Here is a 14,298-nt window from a genome sequence, read left to right on the forward strand (position 1 = left end):
ATCAGGCGGCGACGCGGTCGGTGCCGGTCAGCGCGAGGAAGACCTCGTTGAGATCGGGACGGTCGACAGCGAACCCGCGCAGTGCGATGCCCGCGCCACGGCAGGCGGCGACGATATCGGCGGCGGTGCCCGCATCGGTGAGTGCGACGGTGAGCATGCCCGCCGACGACCCTTCCGGTACCTCGCCGGTGAGCGAGACGATGATGGCCTCGGCGTGCGCGGATCGGGCGGGGTCGGCGAGTTCCAGGCGTAACACCTGATCGCCGATGGACGACTTCAACTCGGCCGCAGTGCCCTCGGCGACGATCGTCCCGCGGTCGATGACGGCGATCCGGTCGGCCAGCGCGTCGGCCTCTTCGAGGTACTGCGTGGTGAGCAGAACGGTCGCGCCGCGGGCGACCAGACGCCGGATCACGCCCCACATCTTGTCGCGGGTGTGCGGGTCGAGTCCGGTGGTCGGCTCGTCGAGGAAGATCAGCGGCGGATCGGTGATCAGCGTCGCCGCCAGATCGAGCCGCCGGCGCATACCACCGGAGAACTGGTTCACCGGCCGGTCGGTGACCTTCGACAGCTCGAACTCCTCGAGCAGCTCGGCACTGCGGCGTGCGGCATCACGGCGGGACAGCCCGAGCAAGCGCCCGAAGAGCCGCAAATTCTCACCGGCGGTGAGGGTTTCGTCGACGGAGGCGTACTGGCCGGTGAGCCCGATCATCGAGCGCACGGCGGTCGCGTCGCGTGTGATGTCGTAGCCGAAGATCTCGGCGGAGCCGCGATCGGGACGGACCAGGGTCGCGAGCATGCGCACGGTGGTGGTCTTACCCGCGCCGTTGGGGCCGAGCAGGGCGAACACGGTCCCCGCCGCGATGGTGAGGTCGACGCTGCCGACGGCGGTGAAATCGCCGTAGGACTTGCCGAGACCGGTGGTGCGGATGGCGATGTCGGTACTCACAGTTGCCTCCCGGCGGAATGGAGCAGTTCAGGGGCGTCCGGCGAACCCCGCAGCGCCTCGACGGCATCGGCGGCTCGCTTGACACCGTCGGTGGTGAAACCGGCGGCCCAGGAGGCCGCTCGCTCGACCACGTCGGGACGCGAGACCTGGTCGAGTAGTGCGTCGAGGCGTTCGGCGGTGAGCTTCGTCGCGGGAATCGTGGCCGCGAGACCGAGTCGCCGTAACGCCTGGCCCCAGTAGGGCTGGTCGGCCTGGACCGAGCAGATCACTTGCGGCACACCTGCTCTCAGTGCGGCCGCCGTCGTGCCGGCGCCGCCGTGGTGCACGGCCACGGCGCAACGAGGCAGTATCCGAGCGTGGTCGATGTGACCGACGATCGCGACGGCATCCTCGAATCCCGGATCGATCCTCGCCCAGCCCGACGCCAGCAGCAGCCGACGGCCCCGCCGGGCGCACACCTCGCGCAACATCGCGACGAAGGCAGCCGGATCGCCGACATCCATGGAACCGAACCCGACATAGATCGGCGCGGTTCCCGCATCGAGCCACGCATCGAGATCCTCGGCCGCGGTGGCGGCAGGTGCGTGGCTCGCGAAACCTGGTACACCGGTGAGGAATCCGTCCACATCGGTCAGGAATCCCGTGAACGGGCCCGGCAACTGCTGACGCAGACCAGGGAACAGCCGCGGGTCATAGGCCTGGATTCGCGCAGTCGCCCCAGCTTCGGCGGACGCTACCGATGACGCTGTCGCCGCGCGAGCGGGCGGCCGCCCGCTCGGCAGAACGGGGGCCAACGCGGCCGCACGTGCCCATGCCAGGAGCGACCAGCCCCATCGGTGCACGAACCCGGGAAGCCGGTCGGCCCAGCGCACCGGCGCGACCGGGACCGTACTGTTCGGCTGGATCGGGAAGAAGTGCACCGCCGCGAACGGCAGTCCGAGCGCCCGCGCCACCGCCTCGGCCACTTCCTCGCCTGCCATCCCCGCGACCACCAGGTCATGTCCGGGTGCCAGTGTGCGCAGGTCGTGAAGCTGCTCGGGCACGCCACGCCGTTGCAGATCGAACAGCGCCCGTAGCCGGGCGCGCGGATCGCGGCCGGCGAACCGTCGATCGGTGCGCTGCGCCACCAAGAGGTCGGCCGTATCGCAGCCGAACGGCACCGCCGCAACCCCGTGGTCACGGGCGAAGGCGACGAGGTTCGGGGCGAGCGCCAAGGTCACGTCGTGACCGCGCGCACGCAGCGCACGAGCCAGCAGGATGCCGGGTTGGGCGTCTCCTCGGCTGCCGGTGAAGGCCAACAGGGGGCGCATCCGCTCACCCCGCCTGCACGGCGACACGCAGCGTGCCGGCTCGCAGAGCTCGGGCATCGGTCGGCATCGGTGTTTCCGCCACGACCGACGGCGGCAGTCCGTCGGCCGCCGACCCCGCACGAACCGCTGCGGACGGCTGTCCGGCGCCGGCCTGGTCGACCGCCGGATCCGCGTGCACCGCGGCCGTGATCGACGACAGTGCCTGACCGAACGCGGTCAGGAACTCGTCCATGACCTCGGCGGGGAAGCCGGCGGGATACCGTGTCGACACGTACAGGCCGTCGGCGGCGCGCACAACCCACAGGAACACCTCGTCGGCCGAGTACGACTCGGCCCGCAGGGTCCGTCCGCGCAGGTCGGCGACCAATTCATAGCCGGGCAGTACGCGGATGTCGAGGAAGGAGATGCCGAAACGCGGCGTCTCGGCGACATCGAGCAGGTCGAGGACGCGCGACCAGGAGGCGTCGTTGGCGGTGCGTGAACGACGCAGTGCGGCCCGCGCCAGATCCATGGCTCCGGCGATGCCGACACCGGGGGTGAGCGCGATATCGACCGGGACCACATTGACGAACCAGCCCATCGACTCCAGCCAGCGCAGATCGGGGCGGGTCGCGATCGGCATCGCGGTACGCATCCGGTCCGCGCCGAACCGCCGCTGATTGGCCACCGCCAGCGCGGCGAACACCGCCACCGACATCCGGTGGCGCACCTGGTCGAGGACCGCTTCGACCTGCTCGAGTTCGGGGAGATCGAGCAGCCGTCGCGACACACTGGGCTGGGGCAGATCCGCGCGCGCGGGCCGCTGGGCCTGCGGGGCGAAGCGCGGCATGGCACCGTCGGCGAGGAATTCGCGCCACGTCGCGACCGCGGGCGAATCCGGACCGAGTTCGGCCGCGCTCGCTCGCTCCAGGACGGCGAAGTCGGCCGCGCTACCGAAGGTGACCGACTCGCGCGACGCCTCGCCCGCCATGACCTCCCGGTAGAGCGTGCGCAGTTCGAGGATCAGGATGGCCTGGGCGTAGGCGTCCATCACGGAATGATCGGCCGCGACGAGGACGGTGAAGTCACCGGTGGCGGCGTGCTCGACCGTGGCGGCCAGGCAGTGCGGCCACACCAGTGGCGACAGGCGCTCTTCGAGTGTGCCGCTGAGGAATTCGTTGATCCGGGTACCGTCGGTGCAGTCGGCAACGGGCTGTTCGGTGATATCGACGGCGGTGGGCGCGGCGACGAGTCTGCGCGGCTCGCCCGCCGATGCAGTGGTCACCGTGGTGCGCAGACCCTCGTGCCTGGCATGCCAGCGCCGCAGCGTCTCACGCCAGGTGGGACCGTCGAGCGGGGCGTCCATCTCGAAGACGGTGCCGATCCAGCGCCCGCGACCGGGCAGCGGATCGGTGGGATCGACGCTCGCGCAGTAATCGGCGTGCACGCTGGTGAGCGGGCGATCGTCGGGCTGCCACGCGTCGGCGGCGAGCTCGGGCGTCCACATCGACAAAGCGCCTGAACGGATTTCGAATTCGGACAGGTGGGTGTATTCCATGACCGGTTCACCTCGTGACGAATGCATGCCGAAGCGGCGGAAGGATGGGGGAGGAGAACACCGCACTGTGTCACCTGCTGCGTTGAACTTCGGCGGTGAAAACATTTCCGTGAAGCCTCGGCGAGATTGATCGTATATGTGATTCTGCTGAGAGCGGCACAGTGATGGGCATCACGGTTTAGCTGAACAAAACTCTGTTGCCTGCTGCTTTTTGCGATTGCGGCACGGATTCACCTGTCCTGCATCGGGGTTGGAAAAGGCCGTATTCGGGTACGTGATTGTCTGTCTATATTTTGTTCATTCCGGATGGGATGATTTTTGTAGGCACCATCACACTGTCGGCAGCCGTCTTTACAGGTGCGTTTCCCTGGCGTTCACCTGGCGCGTTTCATATGGGCATTTCGCTATATGGCGACCGGTGCATCCGATGATCGGCTGCCGGATTCATCCGGTCACGGCGATCAGGCTCGTCACCGGAGACCATCATGGTCGCTGTCATCTGTCCGTTATCACAACGTTGCTCACTCGATGCCGGTTGCTATGGTGAACGCGCGAAGTGTTCGTTCGGATGTGAAGGAAGACAATGGGAAGCACTGCCCTCGACATCATGGCGTTGGTCCTCAACCGCGTCACCGAGTTCTGGAACTGGATGGCGACCGGATCGTCGGGATTCCCGCCGCTGTGATCGGCTGACATCACGTGGTGTCCGCGAAACCCCTGGAGGCCGTTGGCCTTCGGGGGTTTCGCCGTCACTGCGGGGGCGGGGCGCTCGTAGAGTGGGCTGATGACGACGGTGGGGACGGTTCGGGCGCCACGGCGATGGTCGGTGGCGATGCGGGTCACCACCGGGGCCGCGATGGGGGCGATCGCGCTGATGCTAGTGGTCGATGCCACGCACATCGACGTTCTCGGCTGGGTTCTCGCGGTACTGATACTGCTGGCCTGCGGGCTGTCGTGGATGATTCTGGCGCCGATCGGGTGTGCTCGGTATCGGGAGTACCGAGCCGTCGCCGTCGCGCCGGTAGTGGTGATCGCCGGGCTGGGTCTGGTGTGGTTCGGGGTGCCGGAGAAAGTCGGGTGGTGGCTGTCGGCCGACGCGATGACCGATGCCGCGCAGAGCTGCCGGGAATCGGAGGAAGAGTGGTTCGGGGTCATTCGGACCGACAGGGTCAGGTCCAGTGACGGCGGGTGCCAGTTCACTATCGACGACATGGCGATTGTGGGCGGTCTGGCCTACTTCCCGCCGGGAACTCCGCCGCCGGATCACGGCGGTGCGGGATATCAGCCCGTCTACACCCCCTATGACGGGAACTGGCACCGATTCGCGGTGACGATGTACGACCACCCCTGACCTCCGTGCCGAGTGTCCGATTCATGTCGGACCCCGGCGTTACCGTTGTCGCACAACCCGAGTCGAGGGAGGGTGGCGATGGCCGAGAAGATGCGCGAACGTGCGCAGCGCCCGGAGGATCTGAGTCGGCTGGTGGTCGAGCGATTGAACGCCGGTGATGTGGACGGACTCGTCGAGCTGTACGAGTCCGACGCGGTGCTCGCACTGCCCGACGGTGTCGTCGCGACGGGCGTGGACGAGATACGGGCGGCGTACGCGCGGCTGGTCGCCGATCGACCGGTGTTCCAACCCGGGCACCAGGCGCCCGCCTTGCTCGCGGGCGATCTGGCGCTGACGTCGTCGCGGTTGCCGGGAGGCACCGGCGCGACCGTCGAGGTGGCGCGCAGGCAACCCGACGGGAGCTGGCGCTGGATTCTCGATCAACCGAACGCGCCCTGGGTGGTCAGCGAAGCGGGAGAACGGTCGAACGTGCCCGGATGATCAGTTCGGGTTCAGGCCGGTCGCGAAGACGACGACGACCTTGTCGTCGGTCACCTCGCTGACCCGCACATCGGTCCCGTTGCTGGCCTGCGACTGGCCGACCGGAACCGTGATCTGCTGACCGCCGACGCTCAAGGTGACCATGTCACCGTTCACCGCGACGAGCTCCACGTCGATACCGAGCACCGAGGCTTTGGCGCTCACTCCACGATCGAAGGTGACGGTGCACCCGCTCACACTGCATTCGGAGGTGGTACCGGGTCCGGTCATCGTGCACGCGGAAACAGTGAGGGGAAGCAGGAGGGCGAACGCGGAGAGCGTGATCAGCCGTCGAACAGGCATGGCGTCAGTGTAGTGCGTCGAAGACACAACGGAACGGTCTCACCAGGTTGCCCGCCGATCACACCGGGAATACCGTCGCTGTGAGGTAACTGGCATCGCAGCATCGGTGCCGATCGTGTCGGGCGGACGACCGGCCAGCCGGGTGTTCACCCGCGGGTCGGCCGAGATCGGGAGGTGGCGCACGATGATCGCGAGCGAAATGACTGTTGCCAGTCGCTGGTGGTGGCGTCCGGGGTGGACGCCGGGTCGTTCGTTCTACAACTGGCAGATCATGCCGACCCAGCCGGTCGCCGACAAGCTGGTCGAGATCTTCGCGCCCACGTTGTCACGCCTGCCCGGACTCGAACAGGTCGATGCCGCCCGGCTGCGGATCGGCGTGCAGGGCATCGGGTTCGCCGACGGGGTCAAAGGGGTGCACCTGGCGGCGCTGGTGGCGGGCGCCCGCGACCTGCTCGCCGAACTCGCGCCGTTCCAGCTCGCCTTCGGGCCGCCCGAGGTCACCGCCGAGACGATCCGGCTGCCGGTCACTGTGTCGGAGGAACTGCTGCGGGTGCGCGCGGATCTGACCGATGCGCTGACCGATGTGTGGATCCGCGAGCGGATCCCCGATTTCGGGGAGCCGCTGCGTCCCTACCTGGCGCTGGCCCACGTGACCCACCCGTCACCGGTGCACGAGATCCGCACCGCGCTCGCCGAGGACGGGTTCGCCGACTTCGCCCTCGACGACACCGTCTCGGCGGTCTCGATGGTCGAGATGCAGTGCGAGGACGGACGTTACGACTGGTCCGACATCAGCACCGCCGAGCTGTTGCGGGAGCCGGACCCGGTCGTCGAGCGGAGCGTGTTCGACGACCCGCTGTTCGGTCCGCTGCGGCAGCCGACGGTGGCCGCGTTCAAGAGTTGAGCCGCGGCGGCGGCGCGCCGTGCGGAAGCCGCGGCCCCACCGCGAGCTGGGCGCCGGCGATGCGCCCGTGTCCCCACCCGAGCTTCTCCCGATATCGACCGATGTGCTCGGTGGGGACCGGCGCGTCCGGCGGCAGCGGGGTCACCTCGGGCGCGACGTAGAGCGCGTCGGTGGGGCAGTACGCCTCGCACATGAAGCAGGTCTGGCAATCGGATTGCCGTGCGATAACCGGGATCCCGCCGTCGACGCGGTCGAAGACGTTGGTGGGGCAGGCACTCACGCACTTGTCGCAGCCGATGCAGTCCTGCGCGCGCAGTAGTTCGATCACGACGCCACCGCCAGACCCGAGTTGTGCGCGTCCGACGGATCGACCCACGGCTGGTCGAGACCGCCCGAGTGCAGGTGGTGATGCTGTGCCGCGTCGAGGTCGGGATGATCGGCGCGCTTGCTCATGCCGCGAGTCTCGGTGCGCGCCAACGCGGATCGGTACACGAGACGTCCGACCGCGGTGATCGCCGCCGCTTGCCGGGCCCTGACCCGCTCGTCGCCGGTTCCGCCGCCGAGACCGGCTGCCGCGACGTCCCACAGTTCGTCGAGGCGAGCCAGTGCGGGGCGCATCCGGTCACCGTGGCGCAGGTAGTTCTTCTCGAAGGGGATCAGCTCGTCCTGCGCGGCGGCGACGACTTCCGCCGCGGTCACCGACGGTGCGTCGCCGGGGCGCAGGCCGACCCCGCCGATGCCGTGCACCGCACCGGTGGATCGGGTCGCTGTCACAGCATGTTCGGCGGCGCCCGTGCCTGCCCAGCTTCCCGACGACATCGCCCACGCGGCGTTGTGGCTCCCGCCTCCGGTGAAACCACCGCAGATGCGTTCGCGGGTGGCCGCGTCCCCCGCGACGTAGAGGCCGGGAACTGTTGTCGCGCAGTCGTCGTCGACCACGTCGATGCCGCCGGTGCCGCGCACCGTGCCCTCGGCGAGCAGGTCGATCTCGAATCGGTCGGTGAACGGATCGATGCCGCGCCGGTCGAACTGCAGGAAGAAGTTCGGCTGACCGACCCGCATCTGCGCCTGCACGCTCTCGTCCGCGCGATCCAGCTGGGCGAACACCTTCTCCTGCAGGAGGGTTCGGGCGATCACCGAGCGGCCCTTCGTCGACCCCGCCTCCTCGAGCACCCTGCCGTCCTCGCCGAAGAAGGTGGCGTAGCCGTAGTAGGCGGTCTTGGTGATGGTGGAACCCTTGGGCACGATGGCATAGGCGTTGGAGAACTCCATACCGGAGAATCGCGCGCCGGCCTCGGCCGCCATCAGCGCGCCGTCACCGGTGTCGACGTTGGTGCCGAGGGCACGCGAGAGGAACGCACAACCACCGGTCGCGAGTACCACCGCTCCCGCGGTGATCCGGTAGTCCCGGTCGAGTTGACGCTGGTAACCCGCCGCGCCGCGCACCGCGCCCGCTTCGTCGACCAGCAGTTCCAGCGCGGGGGAGTGATCGTGGACCTGGACGCCGAGCCGGGTGAGCCACGCGCGCATCCGGCGCATGTACTCCGGCCCCTGGACGCCCGTGCGCAACTGCGCACCGGTGGCCGGGTCGACCGGGAACGGGTAGCGGCCCTCGACGGCGAGCCGGTTCATGTTGACGTAGGTCTGATCGAGGACGCGATCCATCCAGTAGTGGTCGGCGAGGTAGCCGCCGAGGGCTTCCCTGCTCGCTTTCGCGTTGGCGCGGGCCTCGGCCTCGGGCGCGACATACCAGACACCGGTGCCCGAAGGTGCTGTGGCGCCGCTGGTTCCGCAGTAGCCCTTGTCGACCAGGATCACCTCGGCGCCTGCCTCGCGGGCGTGGATCGCGGCCCAGGATGCCGCGGGACCGCCGCCGATGACGAGCACGTCGGTCCTGGTGTGCCATGGTTCGGTCATAGTGTGCTCCTGTGTGTGTCGCGCGGGGAGGTGGTGGCCACCGAGGGCCGAGAATGCGGTGCCCGCATCGAGGACGCGGGCACCGCAACGGTTCTCAGGCGCCGGTGAACTTCGCGCCGGCGATCGGGGTGGACGACCGGCCGTCGACGCCGACCGGGATGTCGCCCTCGAGGGTGGTGCGGTAGAGGACCCGGGTGACGTCGAGGTGGTCGAGGTCGCTGGGGGCCAGGTGCGCGGTGGCGCGGTTGTCCCAGAACGCGATGGAGCCCTTGCTCCAGCGGAAGCGGACGGTGTAGGAGGGATGGGAGATCTCGTCGAACAGCAGCTGCAACAGGGCATCGCTCTGTGGCGGGGTCAGCCCCAGGATCCTGGTGGTGAAGCCGGGGTTGACGAACAGCACGCGCTCACCGGTCACCGGGTGGACGCGGACGACGGGGTGTTCGGTCACCAGCGGCGCGGCGGCGATCTTGCGGGCGTACTCGCTGCCCGCCTCCCACGGCGGGATCCGGCCGCCGAAGCGGTGTTCGGCGCGCAGCCCGTCCAGGAAGGTGCGCAGCGATTCCGGCAGCCCGGCGTAGGCCGCGGCGAGGTTGGTCCACTGGGTGTCGCCGCCGGTCTCCGGCGCGATCTCGGCGCGCAGGATCGAGGCCGCGGGCGGGTTGATCAGCGGCGAGACGTCGGTGTGCCACTGGTTGGTGTAGCTGAACTTCTTGCGGCCGAACTTCTTCTCGTAGAGGCGACTGTCGACAGCCAGGATCTCGGGGTGCTCGGTGGGCGCGTCGTCGTCGTAGGGGTGTGACGGGGTGACCGCGCCGAAGCGGCGCGAGAACGCGATCTGTTCGGTGTGCCCGATCTGCTGGTCGCGGAAGAACAGCACCTTGTGCCGGTGCAGCGCCGCGGTGAGCTCGTCGACCTGGGAGTCGGCGAGTTCCTCGCGCAGGTCGACGCCGGTCACCTCGGCGCCGATGTGGCCCGCGACCGGGGTGATCTCGAGAGCGGTGACGACGCTGGGGTTTTCGATGGTGGTCATGTCGGTGGTCCTTCGTGGGAAGTCTGTTGCGGGGGTGCGGGAGTCCTCACTCCCGACAGGAACTGCTCACCACCCGCATGAACTCGATATCGAGTCGGCGGGCGCGCATCAGGCGCTCACCCGTGCGTCCTGCTCGGCGAACTGGCTTTCCACCGGAGCGAGCCCGTAATGGCCGCGCAGGGTGGTGGATTCGTAATCGGTGCGGAACAGTCCGCGTTCCTGCAGGATCGGCACCACGCGGTCCACGAAGTCCGCCAGGCCGCCGGGCAGGTAGGGCGCCATGATGTTGAACCCGTCGGCCGCGCCCGCGTCGAACCAGCTCTGCAGCTCATCGGCTACCTGTTCGGGGGTGCCGGCGAAGGTGCGGTGACCGCGGCCGCCGCCCAGCTTGCCGATGAGCTGACGCACCGTGAGGTCCTCGGTCTCGGCGAGTTGCTTGACCAGCGTGAACCGGCTCTTACCGCCCTCGATCTCGCTCTCGGCGGGCAGCGGCGGCAACGGAGCGTCGAGCGCGTGCGCGGTGAGGTCGACGCCGAGCATCGAGGACAGTTGGCGCAGTGCGTAATCGGGCGAGATCAGGTCGGTGAACTCCTGCTCGAGCGCCCTGGCCTCCTCGACAGTGTCGGCGATGAACGGCACCAGGCCCGGCAGCACCTTCAAGTCGTCGTGGGCGCGACCGTATTTCGCCAGGCGCGACTTGAGATCGCGGTAGAACTGCACGCCCTCGTCGAGGGTGCGCTGGGCGGTGAACACGGCTTCGGCACGATGAGCGGCGAACTCCTTGCCCGATTCCGAGGACCCGGCCTGCACCAGCAGCGGACGACCCTGCGGTCCACGGGGGGAGTTCAGTGGCCCGCGCACACGGAACCGTTCGCCCGCGTAGTCGAGGGTGTGCACCCGGCTCGGGTCGGCGAAGACACCGGTCTCGGTGTCGAGCACGATCGCCTCGGCTTCCCAGCTGTCCCACAGCGCCAGCGCCACGTCGACGAATTCCTCGGCGCGTTCGTAGCGGCGGGCATGCTCGGGTATCGCGTCGAGCCCGAAGTTGTAGGCCTCGTCGACATTGCCGGAGGTGACGATGTTCCATCCGGCCCGGCCCGCGCTGATGTGATCGAGCGAGGCGAACTTGCGTGCGAGATTGAACGGTTCGTTGTAGCTGGTGGACGCGGTGGCGATCAGGCCGATCCGCTCGGTGACCGCGGCGATCGCCGACAGCAGGGTGATCGGTTCGAACACGGTGAGGGTGTTGCGTTCGATCCGCGGTCCCACGGCGAGGGTGTCGGCGAAGAACACCGAGTCGAGCTTGCCGCGCTCGGCGATGCGGGCCAGCTCCTGGAAGTGGCGCACATCGAGTACGCGCTGTTCGTCGGTGCGGGGATGGCGCCACGCGGCCTCGTGGTGGCCGACGCCCATCAGGAAGGCGTTCAGGTGGAAAGTCTTGCGAGCCATGGTGATCTCCTGATCAGGCGTTGGTCGGTGAGGTGCGCCAGCGCGAGAGCCGGCGTTCCAGCGCGACGAGGGCGAAGTTGAAACCGAGACCGATCAGCGAGATCGCGACGATCCCCGCGTACATCTGCGGAATCTGGAAGTTCTGCTGCGCGGCGGTGATGAGATAGCCCAAACCGGCTCGCGCGCCGATCATCTCGGCGGCGATGAGGACCAAAATCGAGCCCGCCGCGGCCATCCGGATGCCGGTGAAGATGGACGGGATCGCCGCGGGCAGAATCACCTTCTGGAACAACCGCAGTGGCGAGAAGCCCAGTGAGACCGCCGATTTCACGAGCAGCGGGTCGACGGTGCGCACGCCGGTGATGGTGTTGAGCAGGATCGGGAAGAACGTGGCGTAGCCGATCAGCGCGATCTTCGAGGTCTCGCCGATGCCGAGGATCAGCACGAACACCGGCAGCAGCGCGAGCGCGGCGGTGTTGCGGAACAGTTCGAGCACCGGATTGAGGAAATCCGATACCGGCTTGTACCAGGCGATGGCGATGCCGACCGGGACGGCGATCACCAGGGCGAAGGAGAAGCCGGTGACCGAGCGGGTGAGGCTCGCCGAGGTGTGTTCGGCCAGCTGGCCGTTGCCCGCCAACTCGAAGAAGGCCTGCACCACCGTGGAGAACGGCGGGAGGAATACCTCGTCGACCAGGCCGAACCGGGGCGCCAACTCCCACGCGCCGAGCAGCAACGCGAAGGCGAGCAGTGGTTTGGCGATGCGGAGCACCGCGCTGCCCGCCGAGCCCGCCGCCCGGGTGAGCGTGGAGCGGGCAGCGGGCGCCGCGATGGGGGTAACCGGCGATGCGGCCGGTTCGGCGGCGGCGACTTCGACGGGGCGGACGAGCAGGGGGACGGCGCTAGACATGGGCGGGACTCCTGTCGGTGGACGCGACCGCCGCAGCGGCCGTGCTGTCGTCGGCGGCGAGTTCGAGGCGCTGGGCCCGGCTCACCTCGCTTTGCAGTTCCGTCCAGATCCGATGGCGGTAGTCGCGGAACTGTTCGCTGGAGCGGACATCGATATCGCCACTGCGGTCGATGTCGATATCGATCACGGCCTTCACCCGGCCGGGACGCGAGGTGAGTACCGCGACGCGCTGGCCCAGGTACACCGCCTCGTCGATGCCGTGGGTGATGAACAGGATCGTCTTGCCGGTCGTGCGCCAGATCCGCAGCAGTTCGTCCTGCAGCGACTCTCTGGTCTGCGCGTCGAGCGCGGCGAATGGTTCATCCATCAGCAGCACTTCCGGATCGAAGGCCAGGCTGCGCGCGATCGCCACTCGTTGCTTCATGCCGCCGGACAATTCGTGCGGATACCGGTCACCGAAGCCGGCCAGGCCGACCAGTTCCAGGTAGTGCTCGGCGATCGCCTTGCGTTCCTTGCGAGCGATGCCCTTGGCTTCGAGGCCGAACTGGATGTTGGCGCGGGCGGTGCGCCACGGCAGCAGCGCGTACTGCTGGAACACCACACCGCGGTCGAGGCCGGGACCGGTGATCGGGGCTCCGTCCAGGAGGATCTGGCCGGAGCTGGGCTTGCTCAGCCCGCCGAGCAGATCGAGCAGCGTGGATTTGCCGGAGCCGCTGGGCCCGACCAGGACGAGGAATTCGCCTGCTTCGACCTCGATGGAGATGTCGTCGATCGCGGTGAACTTCTCGTCGGTGCCGCGCACGGCGAACTGTTTGCCCACTGATCGCAACGCGAGTTTGGCTGGGGTGCCGGTCATTTCGCGGCCACCACCTCTCCGGTCGGGCCGCTCGTCGGCTGGTAGGTGCCGTTGGCGTAAGGGTTGTCCTTGTTGGTGAACAGGTCCTTGGCGACGATCTTCCCCTTGGGCAGTTCGCCGTTGCGCTCGAGCCAGTCGATCCAGATCTGGATCTCCTTGTCCGCGATCACCGCTCCGGGCACCGGCAGGCCGGGGCTGCGCCAGTAGTCGAGCAGCTTGAGGTTCTCGTTGCGGCCACGCTTGTTGATGATCTCGGTGAACTTGGCGACGACCTGATCACGCGGGGTGAGCTGCAGCCAGCGGGTGGCACGCGCGGTGCCCTGCACGAAGTCCTTGACGGCCTCGGGATTCTGCGCGATGTAGTCCTTGCGGAAAACGTAGGTGCCGTAATCGAATTCGCCGAAAATGTCCTTGTCGGTGAACAGCGGGTGCAAGCCTCCGCGCTCGACGGCGGTCTCCCGGAATACGCTGCCGAGCGCGCCTACGTCGATCTGACCGCTGCGCAGCGCCTCCTCGGTGTTGACCGGCGGCACCACGATCAGCTGGACCTGCTTGATCTCGGCCTCGCTCAGGCCCTGCTGGTGCAGCCATTCGCGGGTGACGAACTCGTGGTGCGCGCCGAGGGTGTTGACGCCGACCTTCTTGCCGATCAGGTCACGGGCGTTGGTGATGCCGGCGTTGTCGCGCACGAAGTAACCGGTGAACGACTTGGCATCGGAGCCGTAGGAGCTGAGCACGGCCTGCACCGGCGCGCCGCCCGCGGCGAGCTTGACCACCGCGCCGTTGAACGCGCTACCGAATTCGACCTGCTTGGTGGCGGCCGCCTGGATGTTGGCCGGGCCACTGGTGGTGTCGCCCTCCCACTGAAAGCTGATCTTGGTGAAGTAGCCCAGGTTGTCGGCGAGCTCGTACGGTGTGACCTGTCCGGTCTGTCCCTGGTAGCGCAGCACGGTCTTGCCGTCGGCGGTCGTCACCGCATCGGTGCCGCCGCATGCGGTGACGACCGCGAGGACGGCGGGTGCGACGAGCGCGGCGGCGAGCGCACGCAGCGGACGTCGTCGGAAGGTATTGGACAACATGGTTCGCGAATTCTTTCTACGGCGTGGAGGACCACGCGACGGGCCACCAGGGGCGCACGTCGCGACGATCCGCACACGAAGGGCGGATCAACGGGTATGAGAGAAAGTGGAGATCGGCGACGGAGGAATGCCGCCGCTGTTTCAGCTGCGACAGAATCCGGGGGACAGGCGCATCAAGTCCACC

At 68.1% G+C, this 14,298-nt stretch carries 14 protein-coding genes; 3 read left to right on the forward strand and 11 right to left on the reverse strand.

Features of this window, described 5'->3' with window-relative positions:
* Position 1 precedes the first annotated feature (1 nt).
* Genes ACFVVI_RS07970 through ACFVVI_RS07980 form a run of 3 tightly spaced genes read right to left on the reverse strand, consistent with a single transcriptional unit; the run spans position 2 to position 3,796 of the window.
* On the reverse strand, positions 2-949 hold the full coding sequence (locus ACFVVI_RS07970; RefSeq protein ID WP_378991943.1) for an ATP-binding cassette domain-containing protein: 948 nt from the start codon (positions 947-949) through the stop codon (positions 2-4).
* On the reverse strand, positions 946-2,259 hold the full coding sequence (locus ACFVVI_RS07975; protein WP_387444229.1) for a glycosyltransferase: 1,314 nt from the start codon (positions 2,257-2,259) through the stop codon (positions 946-948). The genes ACFVVI_RS07970 and ACFVVI_RS07975 overlap by 4 nt, the downstream gene beginning before the upstream one ends.
* 4 nt (positions 2,260-2,263) lie before the next feature.
* The gene (locus ACFVVI_RS07980) at positions 2,264-3,796 is read right to left on the reverse strand and encodes a condensation domain-containing protein (protein ID WP_387444231.1); all 1,533 of its coding nucleotides are present in this window, start codon (positions 3,794-3,796) and stop codon (positions 2,264-2,266) included.
* Positions 3,797-4,580: 784 nt separating this feature from the next.
* Between ACFVVI_RS07980 and ACFVVI_RS07985 the strand changes: the two genes are divergently transcribed.
* Positions 4,581-5,147 carry a hypothetical protein gene (locus ACFVVI_RS07985; RefSeq protein ID WP_387444234.1) on the forward strand — a complete coding sequence of 189 codons (567 nt, stop codon included), beginning with the start codon at positions 4,581-4,583 and terminating at the stop codon, positions 5,145-5,147.
* A 78-nt stretch (positions 5,148-5,225) separates the two neighbouring features.
* Positions 5,226-5,627 carry a YybH family protein gene (locus tag ACFVVI_RS07990; RefSeq protein ID WP_378991950.1) on the forward strand — a complete coding sequence of 134 codons (402 nt, stop codon included), beginning with the start codon at positions 5,226-5,228 and terminating at the stop codon, positions 5,625-5,627.
* On the opposite strand, the gene ACFVVI_RS07995 is transcribed toward ACFVVI_RS07990, so the two are convergent.
* Positions 5,628-5,969, reverse strand: a complete 342-nt coding sequence (locus ACFVVI_RS07995; protein WP_378991952.1) for a hypothetical protein — start codon at positions 5,967-5,969, stop codon at positions 5,628-5,630.
* Between the two features lie 184 nt (positions 5,970-6,153).
* Here ACFVVI_RS07995 and ACFVVI_RS08000 point away from each other — a divergent pair, with 184 nt between their 5' ends.
* Positions 6,154-6,873 (forward strand): 2'-5' RNA ligase family protein, encoded by a 720-nt coding sequence (locus ACFVVI_RS08000; RefSeq protein WP_387444236.1) that lies wholly within the window; start codon positions 6,154-6,156, stop codon positions 6,871-6,873.
* On the opposite strand, the gene ACFVVI_RS08005 is transcribed toward ACFVVI_RS08000, so the two are convergent.
* The 7 genes from ACFVVI_RS08005 to ACFVVI_RS08035 form a co-directional block, all read right to left on the reverse strand.
* Positions 6,863-7,201: a 4Fe-4S dicluster domain-containing protein gene (locus ACFVVI_RS08005; protein WP_379315814.1), complete on the reverse strand. Its 339-nt coding sequence runs from the start codon at positions 7,199-7,201 to the stop codon at positions 6,863-6,865. The genes ACFVVI_RS08000 and ACFVVI_RS08005 overlap by 11 nt on opposite strands.
* Positions 7,198-8,790: an FAD-binding protein gene (locus tag ACFVVI_RS08010; protein ID WP_387444238.1), complete on the reverse strand. Its 1,593-nt coding sequence runs from the start codon at positions 8,788-8,790 to the stop codon at positions 7,198-7,200. The genes ACFVVI_RS08005 and ACFVVI_RS08010 overlap by 4 nt, the downstream gene beginning before the upstream one ends.
* A gap of 94 nt (positions 8,791-8,884) precedes the next feature.
* The gene (locus ACFVVI_RS08015) at positions 8,885-9,820 is read right to left on the reverse strand and encodes a TauD/TfdA dioxygenase family protein (protein WP_387444240.1); all 936 of its coding nucleotides are present in this window, start codon (positions 9,818-9,820) and stop codon (positions 8,885-8,887) included.
* Positions 9,821-9,928: 108 nt separating this feature from the next.
* Positions 9,929-11,269: an LLM class flavin-dependent oxidoreductase gene (locus ACFVVI_RS08020; protein WP_378991958.1), complete on the reverse strand. Its 1,341-nt coding sequence runs from the start codon at positions 11,267-11,269 to the stop codon at positions 9,929-9,931.
* Positions 11,270-11,282: 13 nt separating this feature from the next.
* Positions 11,283-12,179, reverse strand: coding sequence for an ABC transporter permease (locus tag ACFVVI_RS08025; RefSeq protein WP_378991959.1), 897 nt, complete (start codon positions 12,177-12,179; stop codon positions 11,283-11,285).
* Entirely contained in the window at positions 12,172-13,035 is an 864-nt protein-coding gene (locus ACFVVI_RS08030; protein WP_378991960.1) for an ABC transporter ATP-binding protein, read from the reverse strand. Before ACFVVI_RS08030 ends, ACFVVI_RS08025 begins: the two co-directional genes overlap by 8 nt.
* Complete coding sequence (locus ACFVVI_RS08035; RefSeq protein WP_387444244.1) at positions 13,032-14,114, reverse strand: ABC transporter substrate-binding protein; 1,083 nt, start codon at positions 14,112-14,114, stop codon at positions 13,032-13,034. The genes ACFVVI_RS08030 and ACFVVI_RS08035 overlap by 4 nt, the downstream gene beginning before the upstream one ends.
* Positions 14,115-14,298 lie beyond the last annotated feature (184 nt).

Source organism: Nocardia sp. NPDC058114 (assembly GCF_042884695.1).
GTDB lineage: Bacteria > Actinomycetota > Actinomycetes > Mycobacteriales > Mycobacteriaceae > Nocardia.